Annotated in this window: 22 protein-coding genes; 13 read left to right on the top strand and 9 right to left on the bottom strand. The window is 64.4% G+C overall.

Annotated elements, in window-relative coordinates; genetic code table 11:
* Positions 1-45: 45 nt before the first annotated feature.
* A complete protein-coding gene (locus AC1TPF_RS12750; protein WP_482138480.1) occupies positions 46-534 on the top strand; it encodes a gamma-glutamylcyclotransferase in 489 nt (162 codons plus the stop codon).
* A 25-nt stretch (positions 535-559) separates the two neighbouring features.
* On the opposite strand, the gene AC1TPF_RS12755 is transcribed toward AC1TPF_RS12750, so the two are convergent.
* The 3 genes from AC1TPF_RS12755 to AC1TPF_RS12765 are packed head-to-tail and all read right to left on the bottom strand — an operon-like array spanning position 560 to position 3,710.
* Entirely contained in the window at positions 560-1,756 is a 1,197-nt protein-coding gene (locus AC1TPF_RS12755; RefSeq protein WP_482138478.1) for a M20 family metallopeptidase, read from the bottom strand.
* A 20-nt stretch (positions 1,757-1,776) separates the two neighbouring features.
* Positions 1,777-2,976, bottom strand: coding sequence for an amidohydrolase (locus tag AC1TPF_RS12760; protein WP_482144257.1), 1,200 nt, complete (start codon positions 2,974-2,976; stop codon positions 1,777-1,779).
* A gap of 41 nt (positions 2,977-3,017) precedes the next feature.
* Complete coding sequence (locus AC1TPF_RS12765) at positions 3,018-3,710, bottom strand: enoyl-CoA hydratase/isomerase family protein (protein ID WP_482144259.1); 693 nt, start codon at positions 3,708-3,710, stop codon at positions 3,018-3,020.
* 110 nt (positions 3,711-3,820) lie between these two features.
* On the opposite strand from AC1TPF_RS12765, the gene AC1TPF_RS12770 reads away from it, so the two are divergent.
* The 5 genes from AC1TPF_RS12770 to AC1TPF_RS12790 are packed head-to-tail and all read left to right on the top strand — an operon-like array spanning position 3,821 to position 8,182.
* Complete coding sequence (locus AC1TPF_RS12770) at positions 3,821-4,660, top strand: purine-nucleoside phosphorylase (RefSeq protein ID WP_482138473.1); 840 nt, start codon at positions 3,821-3,823, stop codon at positions 4,658-4,660.
* A gap of 25 nt (positions 4,661-4,685) precedes the next feature.
* On the top strand, positions 4,686-6,317 hold the full coding sequence (locus AC1TPF_RS12775) for a phospho-sugar mutase (RefSeq protein ID WP_482144261.1): 1,632 nt from the start codon (positions 4,686-4,688) through the stop codon (positions 6,315-6,317).
* A 9-nt stretch (positions 6,318-6,326) separates the two neighbouring features.
* On the top strand, positions 6,327-6,926 hold the full coding sequence (locus AC1TPF_RS12780; RefSeq protein ID WP_482144263.1) for a hypothetical protein: 600 nt from the start codon (positions 6,327-6,329) through the stop codon (positions 6,924-6,926).
* A 5-nt stretch (positions 6,927-6,931) separates the two neighbouring features.
* Positions 6,932-7,738 (top strand): ABC transporter ATP-binding protein, encoded by an 807-nt coding sequence (locus AC1TPF_RS12785; protein ID WP_482144265.1) that lies wholly within the window; start codon positions 6,932-6,934, stop codon positions 7,736-7,738.
* 30 nt (positions 7,739-7,768) lie between these two features.
* Positions 7,769-8,182: a VOC family protein gene (locus AC1TPF_RS12790; RefSeq protein ID WP_482144267.1), complete on the top strand. Its 414-nt coding sequence runs from the start codon at positions 7,769-7,771 to the stop codon at positions 8,180-8,182.
* A gap of 16 nt (positions 8,183-8,198) precedes the next feature.
* Here AC1TPF_RS12790 and upp read toward each other — a convergent pair whose 3' ends face one another.
* Entirely contained in the window at positions 8,199-8,822 is a 624-nt protein-coding gene (upp, locus tag AC1TPF_RS12795; RefSeq protein WP_482138465.1) for a uracil phosphoribosyltransferase, read from the bottom strand.
* A 52-nt stretch (positions 8,823-8,874) separates the two neighbouring features.
* Here upp and AC1TPF_RS12800 point away from each other — a divergent pair, with 52 nt between their 5' ends.
* Complete coding sequence (locus AC1TPF_RS12800) at positions 8,875-9,207, top strand: type VII secretion target (protein ID WP_482144269.1); 333 nt, start codon at positions 8,875-8,877, stop codon at positions 9,205-9,207.
* Positions 9,208-10,299 carry a C40 family peptidase gene (locus AC1TPF_RS12805; protein ID WP_482144271.1) on the top strand — a complete coding sequence of 364 codons (1,092 nt, stop codon included), beginning with the start codon at positions 9,208-9,210 and terminating at the stop codon, positions 10,297-10,299. It abuts the gene before it with no gap.
* Here the strand turns inward: AC1TPF_RS12805 and AC1TPF_RS12810 are convergent, their stop codons facing one another.
* Positions 10,300-10,464 (bottom strand): hypothetical protein, encoded by a 165-nt coding sequence (locus AC1TPF_RS12810; protein WP_482138459.1) that lies wholly within the window; start codon positions 10,462-10,464, stop codon positions 10,300-10,302.
* Positions 10,465-10,676: 212 nt separating this feature from the next.
* On the opposite strand from AC1TPF_RS12810, the gene AC1TPF_RS12815 reads away from it, so the two are divergent.
* The gene (locus tag AC1TPF_RS12815) at positions 10,677-11,966 is read left to right on the top strand and encodes a primosomal protein (RefSeq protein WP_482144272.1); all 1,290 of its coding nucleotides are present in this window, start codon (positions 10,677-10,679) and stop codon (positions 11,964-11,966) included.
* Between the two features lie 17 nt (positions 11,967-11,983).
* Here the strand turns inward: AC1TPF_RS12815 and AC1TPF_RS12820 are convergent, their stop codons facing one another.
* Genes AC1TPF_RS12820 through AC1TPF_RS12830 form a run of 3 tightly spaced genes read right to left on the bottom strand, consistent with a single transcriptional unit; the run spans position 11,984 to position 14,818 of the window.
* Positions 11,984-13,099, bottom strand: coding sequence for an adenosine deaminase (locus AC1TPF_RS12820; RefSeq protein ID WP_482144274.1), 1,116 nt, complete (start codon positions 13,097-13,099; stop codon positions 11,984-11,986).
* Positions 13,096-14,403: a thymidine phosphorylase gene (locus tag AC1TPF_RS12825; protein WP_482144276.1), complete on the bottom strand. Its 1,308-nt coding sequence runs from the start codon at positions 14,401-14,403 to the stop codon at positions 13,096-13,098. The genes AC1TPF_RS12820 and AC1TPF_RS12825 overlap by 4 nt, the downstream gene beginning before the upstream one ends.
* Positions 14,396-14,818 carry a cytidine deaminase gene (locus AC1TPF_RS12830; RefSeq protein ID WP_482138452.1) on the bottom strand — a complete coding sequence of 141 codons (423 nt, stop codon included), beginning with the start codon at positions 14,816-14,818 and terminating at the stop codon, positions 14,396-14,398. The genes AC1TPF_RS12825 and AC1TPF_RS12830 overlap by 8 nt, the downstream gene beginning before the upstream one ends.
* A 224-nt stretch (positions 14,819-15,042) precedes the next feature.
* Between AC1TPF_RS12830 and sdhC the strand changes: the two genes are divergently transcribed.
* The 4 genes from sdhC to AC1TPF_RS12850 are packed head-to-tail and all read left to right on the top strand — an operon-like array spanning position 15,043 to position 18,481.
* Positions 15,043-15,447, top strand: a complete 405-nt coding sequence (gene sdhC, locus AC1TPF_RS12835; RefSeq protein WP_482138451.1) for a succinate dehydrogenase, cytochrome b556 subunit — start codon at positions 15,043-15,045, stop codon at positions 15,445-15,447.
* A gap of 13 nt (positions 15,448-15,460) precedes the next feature.
* Positions 15,461-15,913: a succinate dehydrogenase hydrophobic membrane anchor subunit gene (locus AC1TPF_RS12840; RefSeq protein ID WP_482138449.1), complete on the top strand. Its 453-nt coding sequence runs from the start codon at positions 15,461-15,463 to the stop codon at positions 15,911-15,913.
* A 28-nt stretch (positions 15,914-15,941) separates the two neighbouring features.
* Positions 15,942-17,696, top strand: coding sequence for a succinate dehydrogenase flavoprotein subunit (sdhA, locus tag AC1TPF_RS12845; RefSeq protein WP_482138447.1), 1,755 nt, complete (start codon positions 15,942-15,944; stop codon positions 17,694-17,696).
* Positions 17,696-18,481 carry a succinate dehydrogenase iron-sulfur subunit gene (locus tag AC1TPF_RS12850; RefSeq protein WP_482138445.1) on the top strand — a complete coding sequence of 262 codons (786 nt, stop codon included), beginning with the start codon at positions 17,696-17,698 and terminating at the stop codon, positions 18,479-18,481. The genes sdhA and AC1TPF_RS12850 overlap by 1 nt, the downstream gene beginning before the upstream one ends.
* Positions 18,482-18,559: 78 nt before the next feature.
* Here the strand turns inward: AC1TPF_RS12850 and AC1TPF_RS12855 are convergent, their stop codons facing one another.
* On the bottom strand, positions 18,560-19,480 hold the full coding sequence (locus AC1TPF_RS12855) for an HpcH/HpaI aldolase/citrate lyase family protein (RefSeq protein WP_482138443.1): 921 nt from the start codon (positions 19,478-19,480) through the stop codon (positions 18,560-18,562).
* Positions 19,481-19,495 lie beyond the last annotated feature (15 nt).

A 19,495-nucleotide genomic window follows, 5' to 3' on the forward strand; every position in this document is an offset into this window, starting at 1 on the left:
TCTTGCACTTTCCCGATGGGGAGCTGACCATCTAGGCTCCTCTCCGTGCCTATCTACGCCGCCTATGGCTCGAACATGCATCCCGAGCAGATGCTCATGCGTGCCCCACACTCTCCGATGGCGGGCACCGGCTGGCTGTACGGGTGGCGGCTGACATTCGGTGGCGGCGACATCGGCTGGGAAGGTGCACTGGCAACGGTCACCGAGGACCGCGACGATTCCGATGCCCGCGTTTTTGTCGTCTTGTACGACGTCACCGAGGACGACGAATCCAGCCTTGACCGCTGGGAGGGCTCCGAACTCGGGATCCACCGCAAGATCCGTTGCCGCATCACCACACCCAACGGACCGGTCCTGGCATGGCTGTATGTCCTGGACGCCTTTGAAGGCGGCCTACCCTCGGCGCGCTACCTGGGCGTCATGTCCGAGGCAGCTGAAATCGCCGGTGCACCTTCCGAATACGTGCATCAGCTCCGGGTCCGCGAATCACGAAATGTGGGGCCAGGACCCGACAGCCCGGGACCAGACCACTAGTCCAGACCAGCAGCCCCCGCGACCGTCACCGGTCGCGAAGGCTCGCCTGCAGAACGATCCCGGCCAGCGTCCGCACGCCCACCGCGAGCGCACGCTCGTCGAGGTCGAAGTTGGGCTGATGCAGGTCGACCTGCGGTCCGCGGCCGGACCACACCCCGAGCCGCGCCATCGCACCCGGAACGTTCTCCAGGTACCACGAAAAGTCCTCTCCACCACCGGATTGCGCGGTGTCGGCGAGCGCGTCGGGGCTCACCGACAAGATCGCGTCGCGGAAGATCTCGGTGGAGATCGAATCGTTGACAACCGGTGGGACGCCACGCTTGTAGATCAGGTCGTAGCGCACGCTCAACGGCGACAGCATCCCTTCGATGATCTCGCGGACGATCGGCTCGAGCAGCGCCCAGGTGGTGTGGTCGCCGGTGCGCACCGTGCCGCGTAGACGGCCCTCTTGCGGAATCGCATTGGGCGCATCGCCTGCATGTGCCGAACCCCACACCATCACGGTGCTGGTTCGCGGATCGATCCGCCGTGACAGCACTCCGGGCAGACCGGTGATCACAGTTCCCATGGCGTACACGAGGTCCGCGGTCAGGTGTGGTCGCGAGGTGTGGCCACCCGGCGAGTGCAACACCAGTTCGACGTGATCGGCCGCCGAGGTGATCGGACCACGTCGCAGTCCCACCTTGCCGACCTCGAGTTTCGGGTCACAGTGCAAGGCGTAGATCTGCGACACACCACGTGTGACGCCGGCGGTGACGGCATCCAGAGCGCCACCGGGCATCACTTCCTCGGCCGCCTGGAACACCAGTCGGACACCGATCGGTAGCTCGTCCATCGAGGCCAGGGCCTTACCCACACCCAACAACATCGCGGTGTGTCCGTCGTGCCCGCAGGCATGTGAGACGCCCTCGACGGTCGACGCGAACGGCAGACCGGTCAGCTCGGAGATCGGCAGCGCATCCATGTCGGCGCGCAACGCCACCATCGGTCCGGCCGGACCGATGTCACAGACCACGCCGACACCCTGGGGCAGAACCCGTGGGGACAGGCCGGCCTTCGTCAGTTCGTCGACTATGACACCGGTGGTGCGCAGCTCACTTCGCGACAGTTCCGGGTGGGAGTGGAAATCCCGACGCCACGCCACCAACTGCGCGGTGTTGGCGTTGATCCAACCGTCCAGATCCTTCAGGAAACGTTCTGCGTCCACGTGTTGCCCACTCATATTTCGTTGCACACTCATCGTCATCTGCCCGCGTCACGCGGGACTGAACCAATTCGTTTTTCCTGCTCTTGCAGGAGGTCTTCACGCCACTGCGGATCGGCCGCTGCACGCGCGGCGGTGGCTGCCAGGGCCAGCGCCCCGTCAACGACCGCCTGATCGGCCGACGGCGACGCAGCGGCGGCCGCGAACTCGATTTCATGGGTTCCGGCGCCGTTGCTCTCGATGCCGATCATGGGGTGGATGGACGGCAACATATGGCTGATGTTGCCCATGTCAGTGCTGCCGAGCGGGCGCACACCCTCCAGGGCTGCCGGCATCACTTCGCGTCCGAGGTCGGCGATCGCACCCCGGTACGCCGCGAGTAGTCGCTGATCGTGCCGGAGCTCAACGTAAGTCGGCGACACGGTCGAGATCTCGTACGTGCAGCCCGCCGCCATCGCACCGGCCGCGAAACACGCTTCGGCGCGCTCACGCAGGTCTGCCAGCGATGCCTCGTCGATCGCCCGTAAGTAATAGAGCAACTCGCTGTGTCCGGGCACGATGTTCGGGGCGCTGCCGCCGTCGCTGACGATTCCGTGAATCTGCTGGCCGGCCTTCAGATGTTGGCGCAGCAGCCCGAGGGAAACCTGCGCGATGGTGCCCGCATCCGCGGCGTTGCGGCCGCGCTCGGGCGCAGCTGCCGCATGCGATTCGATACCGGTGTACCGGATCGCCAGATCATCCAATGCCAAAGACCGGCTGGCCACTTCGTCCATCCGGCCCGGGTGCACCATCAATGCCATCGCAACCGGATCGAAAACCCCGGCGCGGGCCATCACGATTTTTCCGCCACCGGTCTCTTCGGCCGGTGTGCCGAGGACAAGGACGGTGATGCCGAGTTCATCGGCCATCTCCGCAAGGCCACGCGCTGCACCGACCGCGGTCGCGGCGATCATGTTGTGCCCACACGCATGCCCCAAACCGGGCAACGCGTCGTACTCGGCGCACAGCCCGACCACCAGATCGCCCGAACCGTAGGTCGCGGTGAACGCGGTGGGAAGGTCGGCAACCCCGGTGGTGACGTCGAAGCCGTAGTCGTCGAGCAGGCTGGTCACCTTGGCGACGCTGCGGTGTTCGGAGAACGCCAGTTCCGGTTCGGCGTGAAGCGAATGAGACAACTCGATCAGGTCACCGGCCACTGCCTGTACGGCATGCGCGCCTCGCTGCCCGATCTGTGTCATCGGTTCATTGTCTCACCATCGCGATTGCGTCCTGATCCGAGTTAGCCAACCAGGTTGGGTGGGGTCAGGTAGGCGAGGTCGGCGAGAAGGGGCTCGCGGAGACCCTTTTTGATCATCTGCAGAGCCGGTCCGGCCAGAGCACTTCGCCCAACGGCGATGTCGGAGGCCGTGGATGTCAGCACATCGACATCGACGGCCTGCTCGACGATTCCGGCGGAAACCGCATCGAGACCGCCGTACCGACGTCCGGTGGTCATGGCCTCGGTGGCGGTGGCGTCGGTCAGTCGGGTCCGGATCAATGTCGCCATCCCCTTGGTGAACGGCATTCCGAGCATCACCTCGGGGAGCGACCAAAAGCCCCGCTCGGTCCGCATCACTCGGTGGTCAGCGCACAGCGCCAGCATGGCGCCTGCACCGAAAGCGTGGCCGTTGACCGCGGCAACGGTGGGCTGCGGGAACGTCAGGATCCGCGTGTACAGAGCGTGGACGCGGTCGAGGTACGCCGGAAGTTTGTCACCATTGGCGCCGATGTAATCCACATCGAGCCCGTTGGAGAAGAACTTTCCGGTCGCGGTGATGACCAACGCGCCCGGCTTGTTGTCGGCGACCTCGTCGAGGCAGGCATTGATGGAGTCGAGCCAGTCGATTCCGAAGCGATTGTCGGAATCACTGTCGTCACCCTCGGTGCCCAGAAAGAGCGTGTGGACGGCGTCATGTGTGGTCACGTACGGCATGTCGCGAGCCTAGCGGTCCCGGCCTTTCTCGCTACGACGGACACAGCACTGTTCGCCGCGGAACCAACGCAGAGTGCGATAGTCGCCCGTTTTCGTCTTAGGGTTGTCCCATGGCAACCGACGGACCCGACGTGATTTCAACCAGCTCCGATCCGACGATCGATCCCATCGGCGCAGCGCAGGCGGCTGCCGACGCGATCGCTGCGGCAACCGGGAAGCCGAGCCACGACGTGGCCGTGGTCCTCGGCTCGGGCTGGGCCCCGGCCGCTGCCGCATTGGGTACCGCCGACGCCAGCATCCCGATGGCGGAGTTGCCAGGTTTCACGCCACCGAGCGCGGCCGGACACTCCGGCACCGTCCACTCGCTGCGCATCGGCGGTCGTTCGGTGTTGGTGCTGCTCGGCAGAACCCATGCGTACGAGGGACATCCACTGGGCAGCGTTGTCCACGCGGTCCGGACTGCCGCCAAATGTGGGGTCGGGACCATCGTGCTGACCAACGCGGCCGGCGGTCTGCGCCACGACATGACGGTCGGCCAGCCGGTCCTGATCAGCGATCACCTCAATCTCACGGCCCGCTCCCCTCTCATCGGCGCGCAGTTCGTCGACCTCGTCGACGCCTATGCACCGCACCTGAGGAAGATCGCACAGTCCGTCGATCCCACACTCGCCGAAGGCGTCTACGCGGGACTCCCCGGGCCCCACTACGAAACGCCCGCCGAGATCAACATGTTGCGGGTCCTGGGAGCCGACCTCGTGGGTATGTCGACCGTGCACGAGACCATCGCCGCCCGTGCGGAGAAGATGTCGGTCCTGGGCATCTCGCTGGTCACCAATCTTGCGGCGGGTATCACCGGCGAGCCACTGAATCACGAAGAAGTCCTGGAGGTCGGCCAGGCCTCAGCCACCCGGATGGGTCACCTGCTGGCCCAGGTGATCGAACAGATCTGAGAGCACCCATGACACAGGACTTTTCATGACACCGCTCGAAGCAGTCCAGGCCTGGATCGACGCCGATCCCGATCCGCGCACCCGAGCCGAACTCGCCACGCTCAACACCGACGAGCTCGACGAGAGGTTCTCCGACACCCTGCATTTCGGGACTGCAGGGCTGCGCGGCCCGGTCCGCGGCGGTCCGCTGGGGATGAACGTCGCGGTGGTCACCAAGGCGACCGCCGGGGTCGGGCAGTGGCTGATCAACCACGGTCATGCAGGCGGCACAGTGGTTGTCGGTCGCGATGCCCGCCACGGTTCCGAGGATTTCTACACCGCGGCCGCGGAAGTCCTTGCGGCGCAGGGGTTCGACGTGGTCGCACTGCCCGCCCCCGGACCGACCCCGTTGGTCGCGTACGCCACCCGAAACCTGGATGCCGTCGCCGGGATCCAGATCACCGCCTCGCACAACCCGCCTGCCGACAACGGCTACAAGGTCTACCTGGAGCAAGGGGCGCAACTGGTTCCGCCTGCGGACGTGGAGATCGAGCAGTTGATCGCGGCCACCGGGCCTGCCAACGGCATCCCGCGGACGCCGGTGGCACCGGATGATCGTGCGCGCGAGAACATCGCGCACTACCTTGCTCGAATCGTGACCCGGTTCGGCCACCACGAGCGTCGAACGATCCGGATCGCACTGACCGCCATGCACGGTGTGGGCGGCGATCTCGCGGTGCAGGCCCTGCGCGAGTGCGGGTTCCACAATGTCACGGTGGTCGGGTTGCAGCATGCCCCGGATCCGGCCTTCCCCACCGCCACGTTTCCCAATCCCGAGGAGCCGGGCGCTGCGGATCTGCTACTCGAACTGGCCGCCGACATCGACGCCGACATCGCCATCGCCCTGGACCCCGACGCCGACCGTTGTGCGGTCGGCACGCGGATCGACGGCATGTGGCGAATGCTCACCGGCGATGAAACCGGCGCGTTGCTCGGCTCCCAGATCATCGCCGAGCACACCGGCGAAGACGTGTTGGTGGCCAACACGATCGTCTCCGGCAGCCTGTTGAACAAAATCGCAAAGGCGTCCGGCGTCCGGTATGCGGCAACATTGACCGGTTTCAAATGGCTGGTCCGAGCCGGAGAGGGCCTGGTCTATGCGTATGAGGAAGCCATCGGACACTGCGTCGACCCCGATGCTGTCCGCGACAAGGACGGCATCAGCGCCGCGGTCGCGCTCAGTGTCCTCACCCAGTCGCTCGCCGACTCCGACCGCGACCTGGCCGACCGTCTCGACGAAATAGCGATCGAGCACGGTGTCCACCTGACACGCCAGTACTCGCTGCGTGTCGAGGACCTCGAACGAATCGCCGAGATCATGGCCGACCTTCGCACGAACCCGCCGCAGCAGTTGGACGGGGTCGCCGTCGACGCCGAAGATCTGCTCGGTCGTCCACCGGGCCTGGCAACCGATGCCGTGCAGCTCACGGGCACCTCTGAAACCGGCCAGATCCGGGTCATCGCCCGACCGTCGGGCACCGAACCGAAACTCAAGTTCTACCTTGAGGTCGCCGAAATTCCGGGCCCACCGCTGACCACCGCACGAGCGTCGGCGGAGGCTCGAATGGCCGCGATCACCGCTCAAGTCGCCACCTACTGTGCCGGGCGTCGCCGGTAGGGTGAGCGCGTGAGCGGAAACTATTACCCAACACCCCCGCCGCGATCTCCATGGTCGTCACCGGTTGTGATCGGTGCGATCGTGGCCGGCGTACTCGTACTGGCGCTGGCCATCCTCCTCGGCTTTCTCCTGATCCCGTCAGATGACTCCACCTCCGAAGCCGAGAGCAGCAGCACCACAACCAGCCCGCAGGTGTCGACGCAGACCGTGACGGCCGAGCCGTCGACCGTGACCGCGACCCCCTCTCCGACGCCGACCCCGCCAACCTCGACACCGGTCGGTCCGGTGCCGAATGTCCCCGGCGCAGATCGGCAAGGCTTTGTCAGCGGTCCACGCTGCAACGGACCGGAAGACACGGTGGTCATGGTCGGCCAGACAGATCAGTCGAAAATTGTTGTCTGCCAGGCCGATAATCAGTCCGGCCGCTACTACTACAAGGGCCTGGCGAACGGCCTGGGCGTCGAGATCCCAGATCCGACGCGTTCCGGGAACCAGTTTGTGGCGTTGAACCGCGACACCACCTATGAGATGACGCCGACGTCCCTCACCATCGCAACGAACGGCGCGGTCGTCTCGCAGGAACCGATGCTCTACTACTGGACGAATTGACCTTGATGCCAACCGAATCGATCACCGACCCCCGGCCCGAAGTTCTGCACGCCGCTGCGATCGACGTGGTGCGCGGCGGGCGATATCTGTTGCGCGACATCAACTTCACCGTCAGTCCCGGCGAGCACTGGGCCCTCCTGGGCCCCAACGGCGCAGGCAAGTCGACGCTTCTACACATCCTCGGTGCATTCGGACACCCGACCCGCGGCACGGTGGACGTCCTCGGCCACCGTCTGGGCCAGGTGGACATGCGCGAATTACGCACGCACATAGGACATGTCGACCCGCGGCACCGTCTTGATCTTCCACTGAAGGCGCATGACGTCGTCCTGACCGGGCTGACCAACACCCCGGAGCTCGACCCTCGACGCAGCTACACCACCGCCGAGCACCGCCATGCCGACGACCTTCTCGAGCTACTCGGAATGTCTGCGCGCCGGGAATCGGTGTGGACCACGATGAGTCAGGGCGAACGTGGCCGCACTCTCATCGCGCGGGCACTCATGCCGCGGCCGTCACTGCTGTTGCTCGACGAGCCCGCCACCGGCCTCGACCTCGCCGCCCGCGAACAGCTGCTGACCAGCATCGACCAACTCCGAAAAGAAGTCACCGATCTGGCCAGTGTCATGGTCACCCATCATCTCGAAGACCTGCCGACGAGCACCAGTCACGCCGTGCTGCTGCGTGATGGAGAAACGGTCATCCAAGGCGGCGTCGAGGTAGCCCTCACATCGGCAACCATCACCAAGTGTTTCGACCACCCGGTCCTGGTGACGCGCGATGGTGGTCGGTGGGCTGCGCGCAGTCGTTAGGTCCGTAAACCCACGATCGGAGGCAATCCCATGACAGCTGACTTTCCGGCGATCGGTGCCATCCACCACGTCAGCATCACTGTCGTCGACCTCGACCGAAGTATTGATTGGTATCGATGGGTCCTCGGCTTCGAGGTCGCCTCGCGCCAACAGAAAGACGGTGCCGACAAGGCGATGCTCCATCACCCCGGCGGGCTCATCCTCAGCCTGATCTCACACGGTCCCCGCGCAGCGCGCGGCGGCTTCTCCGAGTTCCGGCCCGGTCTCGATCATCTGGCGTTCGAGGTCTCCGACCTCGAAGAACTGAACCGCTGGCGGTCGATACTCGACAACGCCCAGATCGAACACAACGGCATCGTGGCCGGGATGATCGGAGACCTCATCGCCTTCCGCGACCCCGATGGCATCGCCCTCGAGTTCTATACTCGCCGGCCGGCCGGCTGATCACGCCGCGTTCGGATCAGCGGGGTCCGAACTGGCGGTCACCGGCATCGCCGAGACCCGGCGTGATGTAGGCGACGTCGTTGAGACCGTCGTCGATGGCCGCGGTCACCAGGCGAACCGGAAGACCTGAATTACCCAGCGCTGCCACACCTTCGGGCGCCGCCACCACGCACACCGCGGTGATGTCGGTGGCATTGCGGGTCACCAGCAATTCGATCGTGTGAATCATCGAACCACCGGTGGCAAGCATCGGGTCGAGGACAAAAACCGGCTGGCCGGACAGGTCGTCGGGAAGCGACTCGAGATAGGGCACCGGCTGGTAGGTGTCCTCGTTGCGAGCCATACCCACGAATCCCACGTTGGCTTCGGGCACCATGGCGTGCGCCTGCTCGACCATGCCCAAGCCGGCCCGGAGCACGGGTACCAGCAGCGGGGGCGCAGCCAACCGGACGCCCTTGGTCTCGGTCACCGGCGTCGACACCGCGATCTCGGTGACCGGAGCACCGATCAGTGCCTCGTAGATGAGCATTTGGGTCAGGTCTGACAACGCCCCACGAAACGCCGCGTTATCGGTGTTCTTGTCGCGCAAGGTGGTCAGTCTGGCCGCGGCCAAGGGATGATCGACAGTCCGGATCTGCATGGGATAACCATACGAGGGGAACCAGACCACCCGCCCATCGCGTCGTAAACCCATGACTTCGGTATCCGTTGAACCCGCCGCCCTGACCGCCGCCGCTGCCGGAACACGATCGGTCGCTACCGAAATCGCGGCATACGCGGCCACCGGTCGCATCGAGGCGGCCGCACTGATTCCGGCATTCGGCCTCATGGGAGCCGAGTTCGCAGCGGCGGCGGTGACGGTCACCGACCGGCACAGCCGTGAACTCACCGACCTCGCGTCCCGGATCGACGCGCTGGCAACCGACATGCAGCAGTCCGCCGCCACCTACTCAGGCGCTGACAACGGCAGCGCGCACGAGATCAGCGCCCAACAGATCAGAGTCCAACAGAACAGTGCGCTGTAGATGATCCCCGTCGAGATCCTGATCGCACCGCTGCAAGCACTCCTTGCCACCCTTGGCACCGGGGTTCTGCCAGGTGGTGCGCCCGCCACGCAATTGAGAACAATCGCAACGGTTCTCGACGATTCCCGCGCCGGCCAGTACCGCGTGAACACCGAACTCAAACCACAGTGGTCCGGGGCAGGCGCCAACTCGGCCATCGCAGTTCTCGACGAGGCTGTCGTCGCGGCGGCCAACTACTCCGACGACAGCCTTGCCATCGCCGACATCATCGAGTCGGCAGGCGACACCGTGCGGCAGGCCGCCCTCGAACTCGAGGCCATCCTCGATTCCTTTGTGACGATCGCGGCCGCGATGGGACCGACACTGTTCACCCCGGCGGGCATCGCCGCGATCCTGCCGGTTGCGATGACCCACCTGCAACGTGGCATCGATGTCGTCGAACGCACACGCACGAAACTGGCCGCGGACACCGACAGGCTTCTACAGATCGGCCGCACACCCGCGCCGGCCACCACCGATTCGGTCACCTCCCAGCTCGCCCGAGTGGGCACCGAACTCGGCAATCTCGCAAACGCCGCCTTCGGGCCCGTCACCGCGGCCGCACAGTCAACCCCATCCGAAGCAGGACTGCCGCAGGACCCGGGCGCCGCACCGACCGTTCCCGCCGGGTTGTCGGCCACCAACACCGACGGCACCGGCGTCGCGATCACCCTGCCGGACGGCTCGGCCGCCTACGCCCCCAACGAGCGTGCAGCCAAGGCGGTGCGGGCCGCGTTGAGCCAGCAGGGTGTCCCCTACGTCTGGGGCGGGACCACTCCCGGCGTGGGCCTCGACTGCAGCGGCCTGACCCAGTGGGCGTACCGCGAGGCAGGCGTCGAACTCCCCCGCCTCGCCCAGGAACAGGACACCGCCGGAGTTGCGGTGTCACAAGCCGACCTTCAGCCAGGCGATCTCGCTGTCTGGTCCGGACACGTCGCGATGTACATCGGCAACGGCCAGATGGTCGAAGCCGGCGGCGATCCGGTCAGCGTTTCGCCCGTCCGGACCTCAAACCTGAATCAGACGTTTGAGGGGTTCTACCGGCCCACGTGACTACAGGCCGCGTCTGACGATTTCGACTTCGTAGCGCCGGATGTGCTCTTCGATGTGTGGGAGGTTGTCCGGATCATCCATCGCGATGGCCAACTCTCGTGTCCGCTGCGACGCAAAGAGCCCGGGGCGCAACTCGTCGTCGTCCATTGCCTCTGGATCTCTCATGCTTCCCATCGTCGCATCGCGGGGCCGACGATGTGTGGACACTCACACACCACGATGAAGTTGCCGCCTACTGCAATCGCGCTCTCGAACCCGACTTTCGAGGGCTTTTGTCGGCCCTTCTGAGACGCGGCGACAAATTCATGGCAAAGCCACAGCGGTAATGGTGAGGCGAAGTAGCCCACGGTCATCATCGGTGACTAGGCTCTGTCCCCATGGCCGGAGACATCGTCCCAATTGAACTCGTGATCACCGAAGGCAACACCTTTACGCTGTGGGCTCCCCGCTGGCGTGAGGGTGATGACGAGTGGGAGGCGTTCCTGGGTCTCGACGAAGACTTGTACGGATTCAGCTCGGTCGCCGAGCTTGTCGCGTTCGTCCGATCGGGCGCTGAAAACGATCTCGATGAGCACCCCGCATGGAAGACCGTTGTCGGACTCAAGGCCGACGAGTTCGAACCCGCCGAGGACAAGTCCTTCGACCTGATCGCAGTCCCGGAACTCGCTGCCGAAGACCCGACACCTGATGTCATCGCCAAGCTCGAAGATGTACTCGAGATCGTCCGGATCATCGGCGAGGTCTGTGAACTGACGCCGATCACCAAGTTCTTCAACGGCAACCCCATCCTCGGCGCGGTCACCACCGGCACCCGCAACTTCGTCGGCAAAGACGGCGCCGAACTGTGGGAGCGCATCGGCACGCTCATCGACAAGCGCTGGGACGACGTCATCGACGCGATCGATGAGGTCATCAGCTCTCCAGACGTCGACGCCGATGCCGTTGCGGTGGCCGACGCCGAACTCCTCGCAGCCGCCAGCGCCGAAGACGAGGACGAGCCGGACGAAGACGACGTCGAGATCGTCGACCGTGATGCCGATGACGACGACGAAGACGACGACCTCGTTGATGAAGACGACGAGGACGAAGACGAGTACGAAGAGATCGACGAAGACGACTTCTGGGCGTCCGTCGGTATCGACCCCATCCAGATCGTCACCGCCGAAGGCGAATTCTTCTCACTCCGTTGCTATCTGGACGATGATCCGGTCTTCCTCGGTAAGGACGGCAAGATCTACGCCTTCAGCTCGAAGCGCGCTTTGGAGCGGTACCTGGCCGACGACAACGAACACGACCTGTCGCCGATCAGCACCTTCGAGGACATCCAGGTCGCGGCCACTGACGGCTCTCTCGAGATCGACGTCTACGAAGACAACGTCTACGTTCTGCCGGGCCTGACCGATGACATCCTCGACGGCCCACGCCGGATCGACCGCAAGCAACTCGAATTGGCCGTCGAACTGCTCACGGACGCAGCAGATTATGCGGACGACGATTCGGTGGCCGAGGCCTTGGGCACGACCACACCGCTCGGCTGGTTCGTGGACTACACGCTCAACCCGGATCCGAAACGGATGGCACCGAGCCCGCCGTTCGACAACGAGTCCGAAGCCTGGCGAGCACTCGAGCACGACTTCGACGCCCGCCTGGAGAAGAAGCGCGGCTGACGCGCTTCCAGGGCTGGTCAGCCGATCAGGACCGCATAGCCCGGTTTGATGACGTCGTCGATGATGGACAGACGTTCGTCGAAGTGGATGAACGCTGATTTCATGGCGTTGACCGTGAAGCGCTCCAGGTCAGACCATCCGTAACCGAATTGGTCGACGAGCACCTTGCACTCGCGGCTCATGCTGGTGTCGCTCATCAGCCGGTTATCCGTGTTGACGGTGACCCGGAACCGCAGTCGCGCAAGCACATTGAACGGATGCTCGGCCAGACTCGCCACAGCGCCGGTCTGCACATTGGAGCTCGGGCACAATTCCAGCGGGATCCGCTTGTCGCGGACATAGTTCGCGATATCCCCCAGCTGCGCGCCTTTGAATGCGGCCGCGGCGAGGTCGGCATCTTCGGGCAACGTGATGTCGTCGATGACCCGGACCCCGTGGCCGAGCCGATCGGCACCACAGAAACTGATGGCCTCATGGATCGACGGCAACCCGAACGCCTCACCGGCGTGAATGGTGAACGGTGCGTTCGAGGCCCGCATGTACTCGAACGCGTCGAGATGACGGCTCGGCGGGTAGCCCGCCTCAGCGCCGGCGATGTCGAAGCCGGCCACACCCTGATTCCGGTATCGCACGGCCAACTCTGCGATCTCCCGGGACCGCGCCGCGTGCCGCATCGCGGTGACGAGGGTGCGAACCTGTATCCGGCGACCCCGAGCCGCGGCCTCCGCGGTGCCGTCGACAAAGCCGCGCAACACCGCTTCGACAACCTCGTCGAGCGACAACCCGGCCTCGAGGTGCTGTTCCGGCGCAAACCGGACCTCGGCGTAAACAACGCCGTCGTTCGCCAGGTCTTCGGCGCACTCCCGAGCCACCCGTTCGAGCGCCGGGGCGGTCTGCATCACGGCCACCGTGTGCTCGAACGTCTCCAGATATCGGACAAGCGAGCCACTGTCGGCGGCCTGCCGAAACCATGTCGCGAGGTCTGCGTGATTGTCCGCAGGCAGCGATGTATATCCGGCTTCGTGAGCGAGCTCGAGCACCGTTTCCGGACGCAGGCCACCGTCGAGGTGATCGTGGAGCAGCACCTTGGGAGCCAGCGCGATGGAGGTCAGATCCAGCGGCGATGATGTCATTCCTCGACGGTAACCCGATCGATCACCCGGGACCCGGTCTGCGGCGCCGACGAACCGATCACAGCGGCTCCGGCGAGTGCGTGAACTCCGGCCGCGAACCGCTCCGGTGTCTGCGTGTACATGGTGAACAGCGGGTCGCCGGCCTGAACCCTTTCCCCGGCTACAGCGTGCCATCGGACTCCCGCTTCGGCCTGCACGGCCTGGCCCTGCCGTTCGCGGCCCGCGCCCAGACGCCAGGCCGCGACTCCGACCGCCATCGCGTCGATCGACTCGATCACCCCGGCCTCCTCCGCCCTGACGACCTCTTCGTGGTCCGCCTGCGGCAGAGGCGCTTTCGGATCGCCACCCTGTCCGGCGATCATCGCCTCCCAGACGTCCATCGCCTTGCCGTTGCGAAGGTTTTCGGCCGGGTCGACGCCGGTGATCCCACCGGCGGTCAGCATCTCGCGCGCCAGTGCCACGGTCAGTTCCACCACATCGGGTGGACCACCACCGGCGAGTACCTCCAACGATTCGGCAACCTCGAGCGCATTGCCCGCCGTCAAACCCAATGGCTCCGACATCGATGTGAGCAAGGCAGACGTCCGCACACCCGCGTCATTGCCGATCTCGACCATGATCTGGGCGAGCTCACGGGCATCACTCTCGGATTTCATGAATGCACCAGCTCCGACCTTCACATCGAGTACCAGCGCACTGGTTCCCTCGGCGATCTTCTTGCTCATGATGGAGCTGGCGATGAGCGGGATCGACTCGACAGTCCCGGTGACATCGCGCAGTGCGTAGAGCTTCTTGTCGGCAGGTGCCAACGCCGAACCGGCCGCGCACACCACGGCACCGACCGATTCGAGTAATTCGGTGATCCCGGTGTTGGTGAGGTCCGCGCGCCATCCCGAGATGGCCTCGAGTTTGTCGAGCGTCCCCCCGGTGTGACCCAGGCCACGTCCCGACAATTGCGGCACCGCAATGCCATACGACGCCACCAACGGTGCGAGCGGCAACGTGATCTTGTCGCCCACCCCACCGGTCGAGTGTTTGTCGACGGTCACCAACCGCTCACCGGCGCGACGCAGGTGAGTGAAATCCATCCGCTCACCGGTGTTGATCATCGCCTCGGTCCACCGCGCGATCTCACGACGGTCCATGCCGCGCAACAGGATCGCCATCGCCAGCGCCGACATCTGTTCGTCGTGCACCAGGCCGGCGGTGTAGGCGCTAACCACCCAATCGATCTGGCCATCGCTCAGCGCCCCGCCATCACGCTTGGTCCGGATCACCGAGACCGCGTCGAAGACCTCAGCCACGGAGATCCCCCGACACCCGGCCGGCGGCCAGGTCCGACGGACCGAAATGGTCCGGAAGCAACTCGCCCAAGGACTTCGGGCCGCCCGGGTGGTCGATCAACATCTGCGGTCCGCCGTGTTCGAGCAATACCTGCCTACAACGCCCGCAGGGCATGAGGATCTCACCTCGGCTGTCCGTGCAGCTGAGCGCGATCAGGCGCCCACCACCGGTTGTGTGGAGATTTCCGGCCAATGTGCACTCGGCACACAGGCCCAATCCATATGAGACATTTTCCACATTGCAACCCGTCACAAAACGCCCATCATCGACTATTGCAGCCGCGCCCACCGGATAGCCCGAATAGGGCGCATATGCCCACCCCATTGCTTCAATCGCCTTGTCTCGCAATATTTTCCAGTCAATTTCCGGTGCCACAGGGCAACCCTTTCGCCATCGACGCCCATGAAAGCGGACATCACCTACGCGCTAAAACCTTGGTAAGGCAATCCTAAGTCCAGATGTGTTGCAGCTCATATCCACTCGGGCAGGATTCTTTCTCACAACAGCTTAGGTTTATGGTTCTTGACGTGGGTCCACGATCGAGCAGCCCGGAACCGCGCTCGACGCGTCCATCAACGATGTTGGAGGCCAATTTCTCGATGAGCATTCCTACCGAGACCGCGCCCAAACCGGTGCGCAAGCGCTCGTTGTACCGGGGCGATCCAGGCATGTGGTCCTGGGTGCTGCACCGGATAACCGGCGTATCTATATTCTTCTTCCTCTTTGTACACGTTCTCGACACGGCAGTGATCCGGATCGATCCGGACAAGTACTCCGAAATCATCGAGACGTACAAGAACCCGATCGTCGGTCTGATGGAGATCGGCCTCGTCGCCTGCGTGCTGTACCACGCGTTGAACGGTGTCCGGATCATCCTGGTCGACTTCTGGTCCAAGGGACCGAAGTTCCAGCGTCAGATGCTGTGGACGATCTTGACCTTGTTCGTGATCATCTTCGGCGCAGCGGCGATACGTCTGCTGCAGCTGCTCGTGGAACACATTTAGGAAGGCGCCGCAGATGACCGCATCACAAGCACCTCGGATCGCCAAAACCTACGGCACCGACCACGATCGTCCCGCCAGCCTCGACAACCCGCGCTCACCGCGCAGGCCCAAGGGCGGCAACTTCGAGAAGAACGCATGGCTCTTCATGCGCTTCTCCGGTATCGCACTGATCATTCTGACCATCGGTCACATGTTCATCATGCTGGCGTGGGACGACGGCGTGCACCGGATCGACGCCTCGTTTGTCGCCGCCCGCTGGAAAGAACCGTTCTGGCAGGTCTGGGACCTCTCCATGCTGTGGCTCGCCCAGCTTCACGGAGGAAACGGCGTCCGTACCGTGATCGCCGATTACTCCCGCAAGGACTCGACCCGGTTCTGGCTGAACACACTGCTGGTCCTGTCGATGATCCTGGTGCTGCTCACCGGCACCTATGCCCTGCTTACCTTCGACGTGAACAGCGTCTAGACCCGGCCCGAATCGGAGCAACAAACACATGCAGGAACATCGTTACGACGTAGTCATCATCGGCGCCGGCGGCGCCGGGATGCGCGCGGCCATCGAGGCCGGGCCCCGCGCCCGCACCGCAGTGCTGACGAAGCTCTACCCGACCCGCAGCCACACCGGCGCGGCACAGGGTGGAATGTGCGCAGCACTGGCCAACGTCGAAGAAGACAACTGGGAATGGCACACCTTCGACACCGTCAAGGGCGGCGACTACCTCGCCGACCAGGATGCGGTCGAGATCATGGCCAAAGAGGCCATCGACGCCGTCCTGGATCTGGAGAAGATGGGGCTGCCGTTCAACCGCACCCCTGAGGGCAAGATCGATCAGCGCCGCTTCGGTGGTCACACCCGCGATCACGGCAAGAGCCCGGTTCGCCGCGCCTGCTACGCCGCCGACCGCACCGGCCACATGATCCTGCAGACGCTGTACCAGAACTGCGTCAAGCACGACGTCGAGTTCTTCAACGAGTTCTACGCACTCGACATCTGCCTCACCGAGAACGAGCAGGGTGAGCAGGTGGCCACCGGTGTGGTCGCCTACGAACTCGCCACCGGTGAGATCCACGTCTTCCACGCCAAGTCGATCATCTTCGCCACCGGCGGGTCGGGCCGGATGTACAAGACCACATCCAACGCCCACACCCTCACCGGCGACGGCATGGGCATCGTCTTCCGCAAGGGCCTGCCACTGGAGGACATGGAGTTCCACCAGTTCCATCCGACGGGTCTGGCCGGTCTGGGCATCCTGATCTCCGAAGCCGTCCGCGGCGAAGGCGGAATCCTCCGCAACGTCGACGGTGAACGCTTCATGGAGCGCTACGCACCGACCATCAAGGACCTCGCGCCCCGTGACATCGTCGCCCGGTCGATGGTGCTGGAGGTCCTCGAAGGCCGCGGCGCCGGACCGAACAAGGATTACGTCTACATCGACGTGACCCACCTCGGCGAGGAAGTCCTCAACGAGAAGCTTCCGGATATCACCGAGTTCGCCCGTACCTACCTCGGTGTCGACCCGGTCACCGAGTACGTGCCGGTGTTCCCCACCTGCCATTACGTCATGGGCGGTATCCCCACCAAGATCAATGGTGAGGTGTTGCGCAACAACGACGAGATCGTCCACGGTCTGTACGCCGCCGGCGAATGTGCCTGCGTCTCGGTACACGGCGCCAACCGTCTCGGCACCAACTCGCTGCTCGACATCAACGTGTTCGGCCGTCGCGCCGGCATCGCTGCCGCCGAGTACGCGCTGTCCACCGAGTTCACCCCGCTCCCCGAGGCACCGACCGCCATGGTCGATGGCTGGCTCGATACGATCCTGTCCGAGCACGGACACGAGCGCGTCGCGGACATCCGCTCCGAGCTGCAGGCCACGATGGACGCGAACGCATCGGTGTTCCGCACCGACGCGACGCTCACCAAGGTCTTGAACGACATCCACGGGTTCAAGGAGCGCTACAACAGCATCCGCGTGCACGACAAGGGCAAGCGCTTCAACAGCGACCTGCTCGAGGCCATCGAGCTGGGCTTCCTGCTCGAGATGGCCGAGGTCACCGTGGTCGGTGCGCTGAACCGCAAGGAAACCCGTGGCGGGCATGCCCGTGAGGACTTCCCGACCCGCGATGACGTCAACTACATGCAGCACACGATGGCCTACAAGAAGGGCGACGGACTGATCGCCCCGATTGAATTGGACTACAAGCCCGTGGTCCAGACCCGCTACGAACCGATGGAGCGGAAGTACTGATGACTGCCACCACTGATACTGCTGTCCGGCACGACGATCCGCCGTTGCCCCCGGTCCCTGAAGAGGCGACCATGGTCACGCTCAAGATCAGCCGGTTCAACCCGGAAGATCCTGACGCGCAGGGCTTCGAGAGCTTCCGGGTGCCGGCACTGGCGACCGACCGCCTTCTCAACCTGCTGCTGTACGTCAAGGGCTACCTCGACGGCACCCTGACGTTCCGTCGTTCGTGTGCCCACGGCGTCTGCGGCAGCGATGCCATGCGGATCAACGGCGTCAACCGGCTTGCCTGCAAGCTGCTGATGAAGGACCTGCTCCCCAAGGACAAGTCCAAAGAGATCACCATCACCATCGAGCCCATCAAGGGTCTGCCGGTGGAGAAGGATCTCGTCGTCGACATGGAGCCGTTCTTCGACGCGTTCCGCGCCGTCAAGCCGTTCTTGATGACCAGCGGCAACGAGCCGACCCGCGAGCGCATTCAGAGCCAGACCGACCGCGCCCGCTTCGACGACACCACCAAGTGCATCCTGTGTGCGTGCTGCACCACCAGTTGCCCGGTGTACTGGAACGAAGGCAGTTACTTCGGTCCGGCCGCGATCGTCAATGCTCACCGGTTCATCTTCGACAGCCGCGACGAAGGTGCCGCCGAACGCCTCGACATCCTCAACGACGTCGACGGTGTGTGGCGCTGCCGCACCACCTTCAACTGCACCGACGCCTGCCCTCGTGGCATCCAGGTGACCCAGGCGATTCAGGAAGTCAAGCGCGCGTTGATGTTTGCCCGCTGATCGCACTGATCTGATCTGACAACAAAATGGTCGCCGCCCTTTCGAGGGCGGCGACCATTTTTGTGTTCGGTCCGGCGATCAGTAGTGATAGGTGTCCGACGGTGCCGGCATGTGGTCCGGGTCGTCGTATTCCTGGCTGAACTCGATGCCGTAAGCGCGGGCCAGATCCAGGATCTTGGTGCCACGGGCGATGCGGGGCAGATCTGATCCGTTGCGGATCTCTCCCCCGTCGCGCTCGTATTCGGCGAAGAACTCCAGCGCCCACGCGACCTCTTCGTGCGACGGCGACAGTCCCTCGTTGACCGCGGCGCACTGATCCGGTGTCAGACAGATCTTTCCGGTCATGCCGAACTCAGCGCTGACCGCGGTGGCCTCGCTGAGTTTGAGCGCCGACGAACCGACGGTCGGTCCGTCGATCGCACTCGGCAGGTGCGCCGCCTTGGCCGCGATCGTGAAACGCGACCGGGCGTAGGCCAGCGTTGCGGGCTGATCACCGAATCCGGTGTCGCGGCGGAAGTCGCCGATCCCGAAGGCAAGACGGAATGTGCCCTTGGCCGAGGCGATCTCGCTGATCCGTTCCAGACCACGTGCGGTCTCGACCAAGGCCACGATCGGCACACCCGGCAGTCGCTTCGCGGTTTCGGTGACGTGGTCCACCGACTCGACCATCGCCAGCATCACGCCACCGACCTTGACCTCACTCAGTGCGGCCAGATCCTCGGCCCACCACTGGGTTCCGAATCCGTTCACCCGCACCCAGTCCCGGTTGCCGCCGGCAAGCCACCGGACGACGTGGTCGCGGGCGGCGACCTTGTCCTTCGGTGCCACCGCATCCTCGATGTCGAGGACAACGATGTCGGCACGCGACTGCACGGCCGGTTGGAAGCGTTCATTCTGCAAACCGTTGACCAGGAGCCAACTCCGGGCCAGCACCGGATCGATGCGCGAGCCGATGTCGTCGGGGTCGGTGGTGGTGACTGGAATCTTAGAGGCGTTCACAAAGGAACATGATCC

The organism is Williamsia sp. Y853, assembly GCF_056786495.1.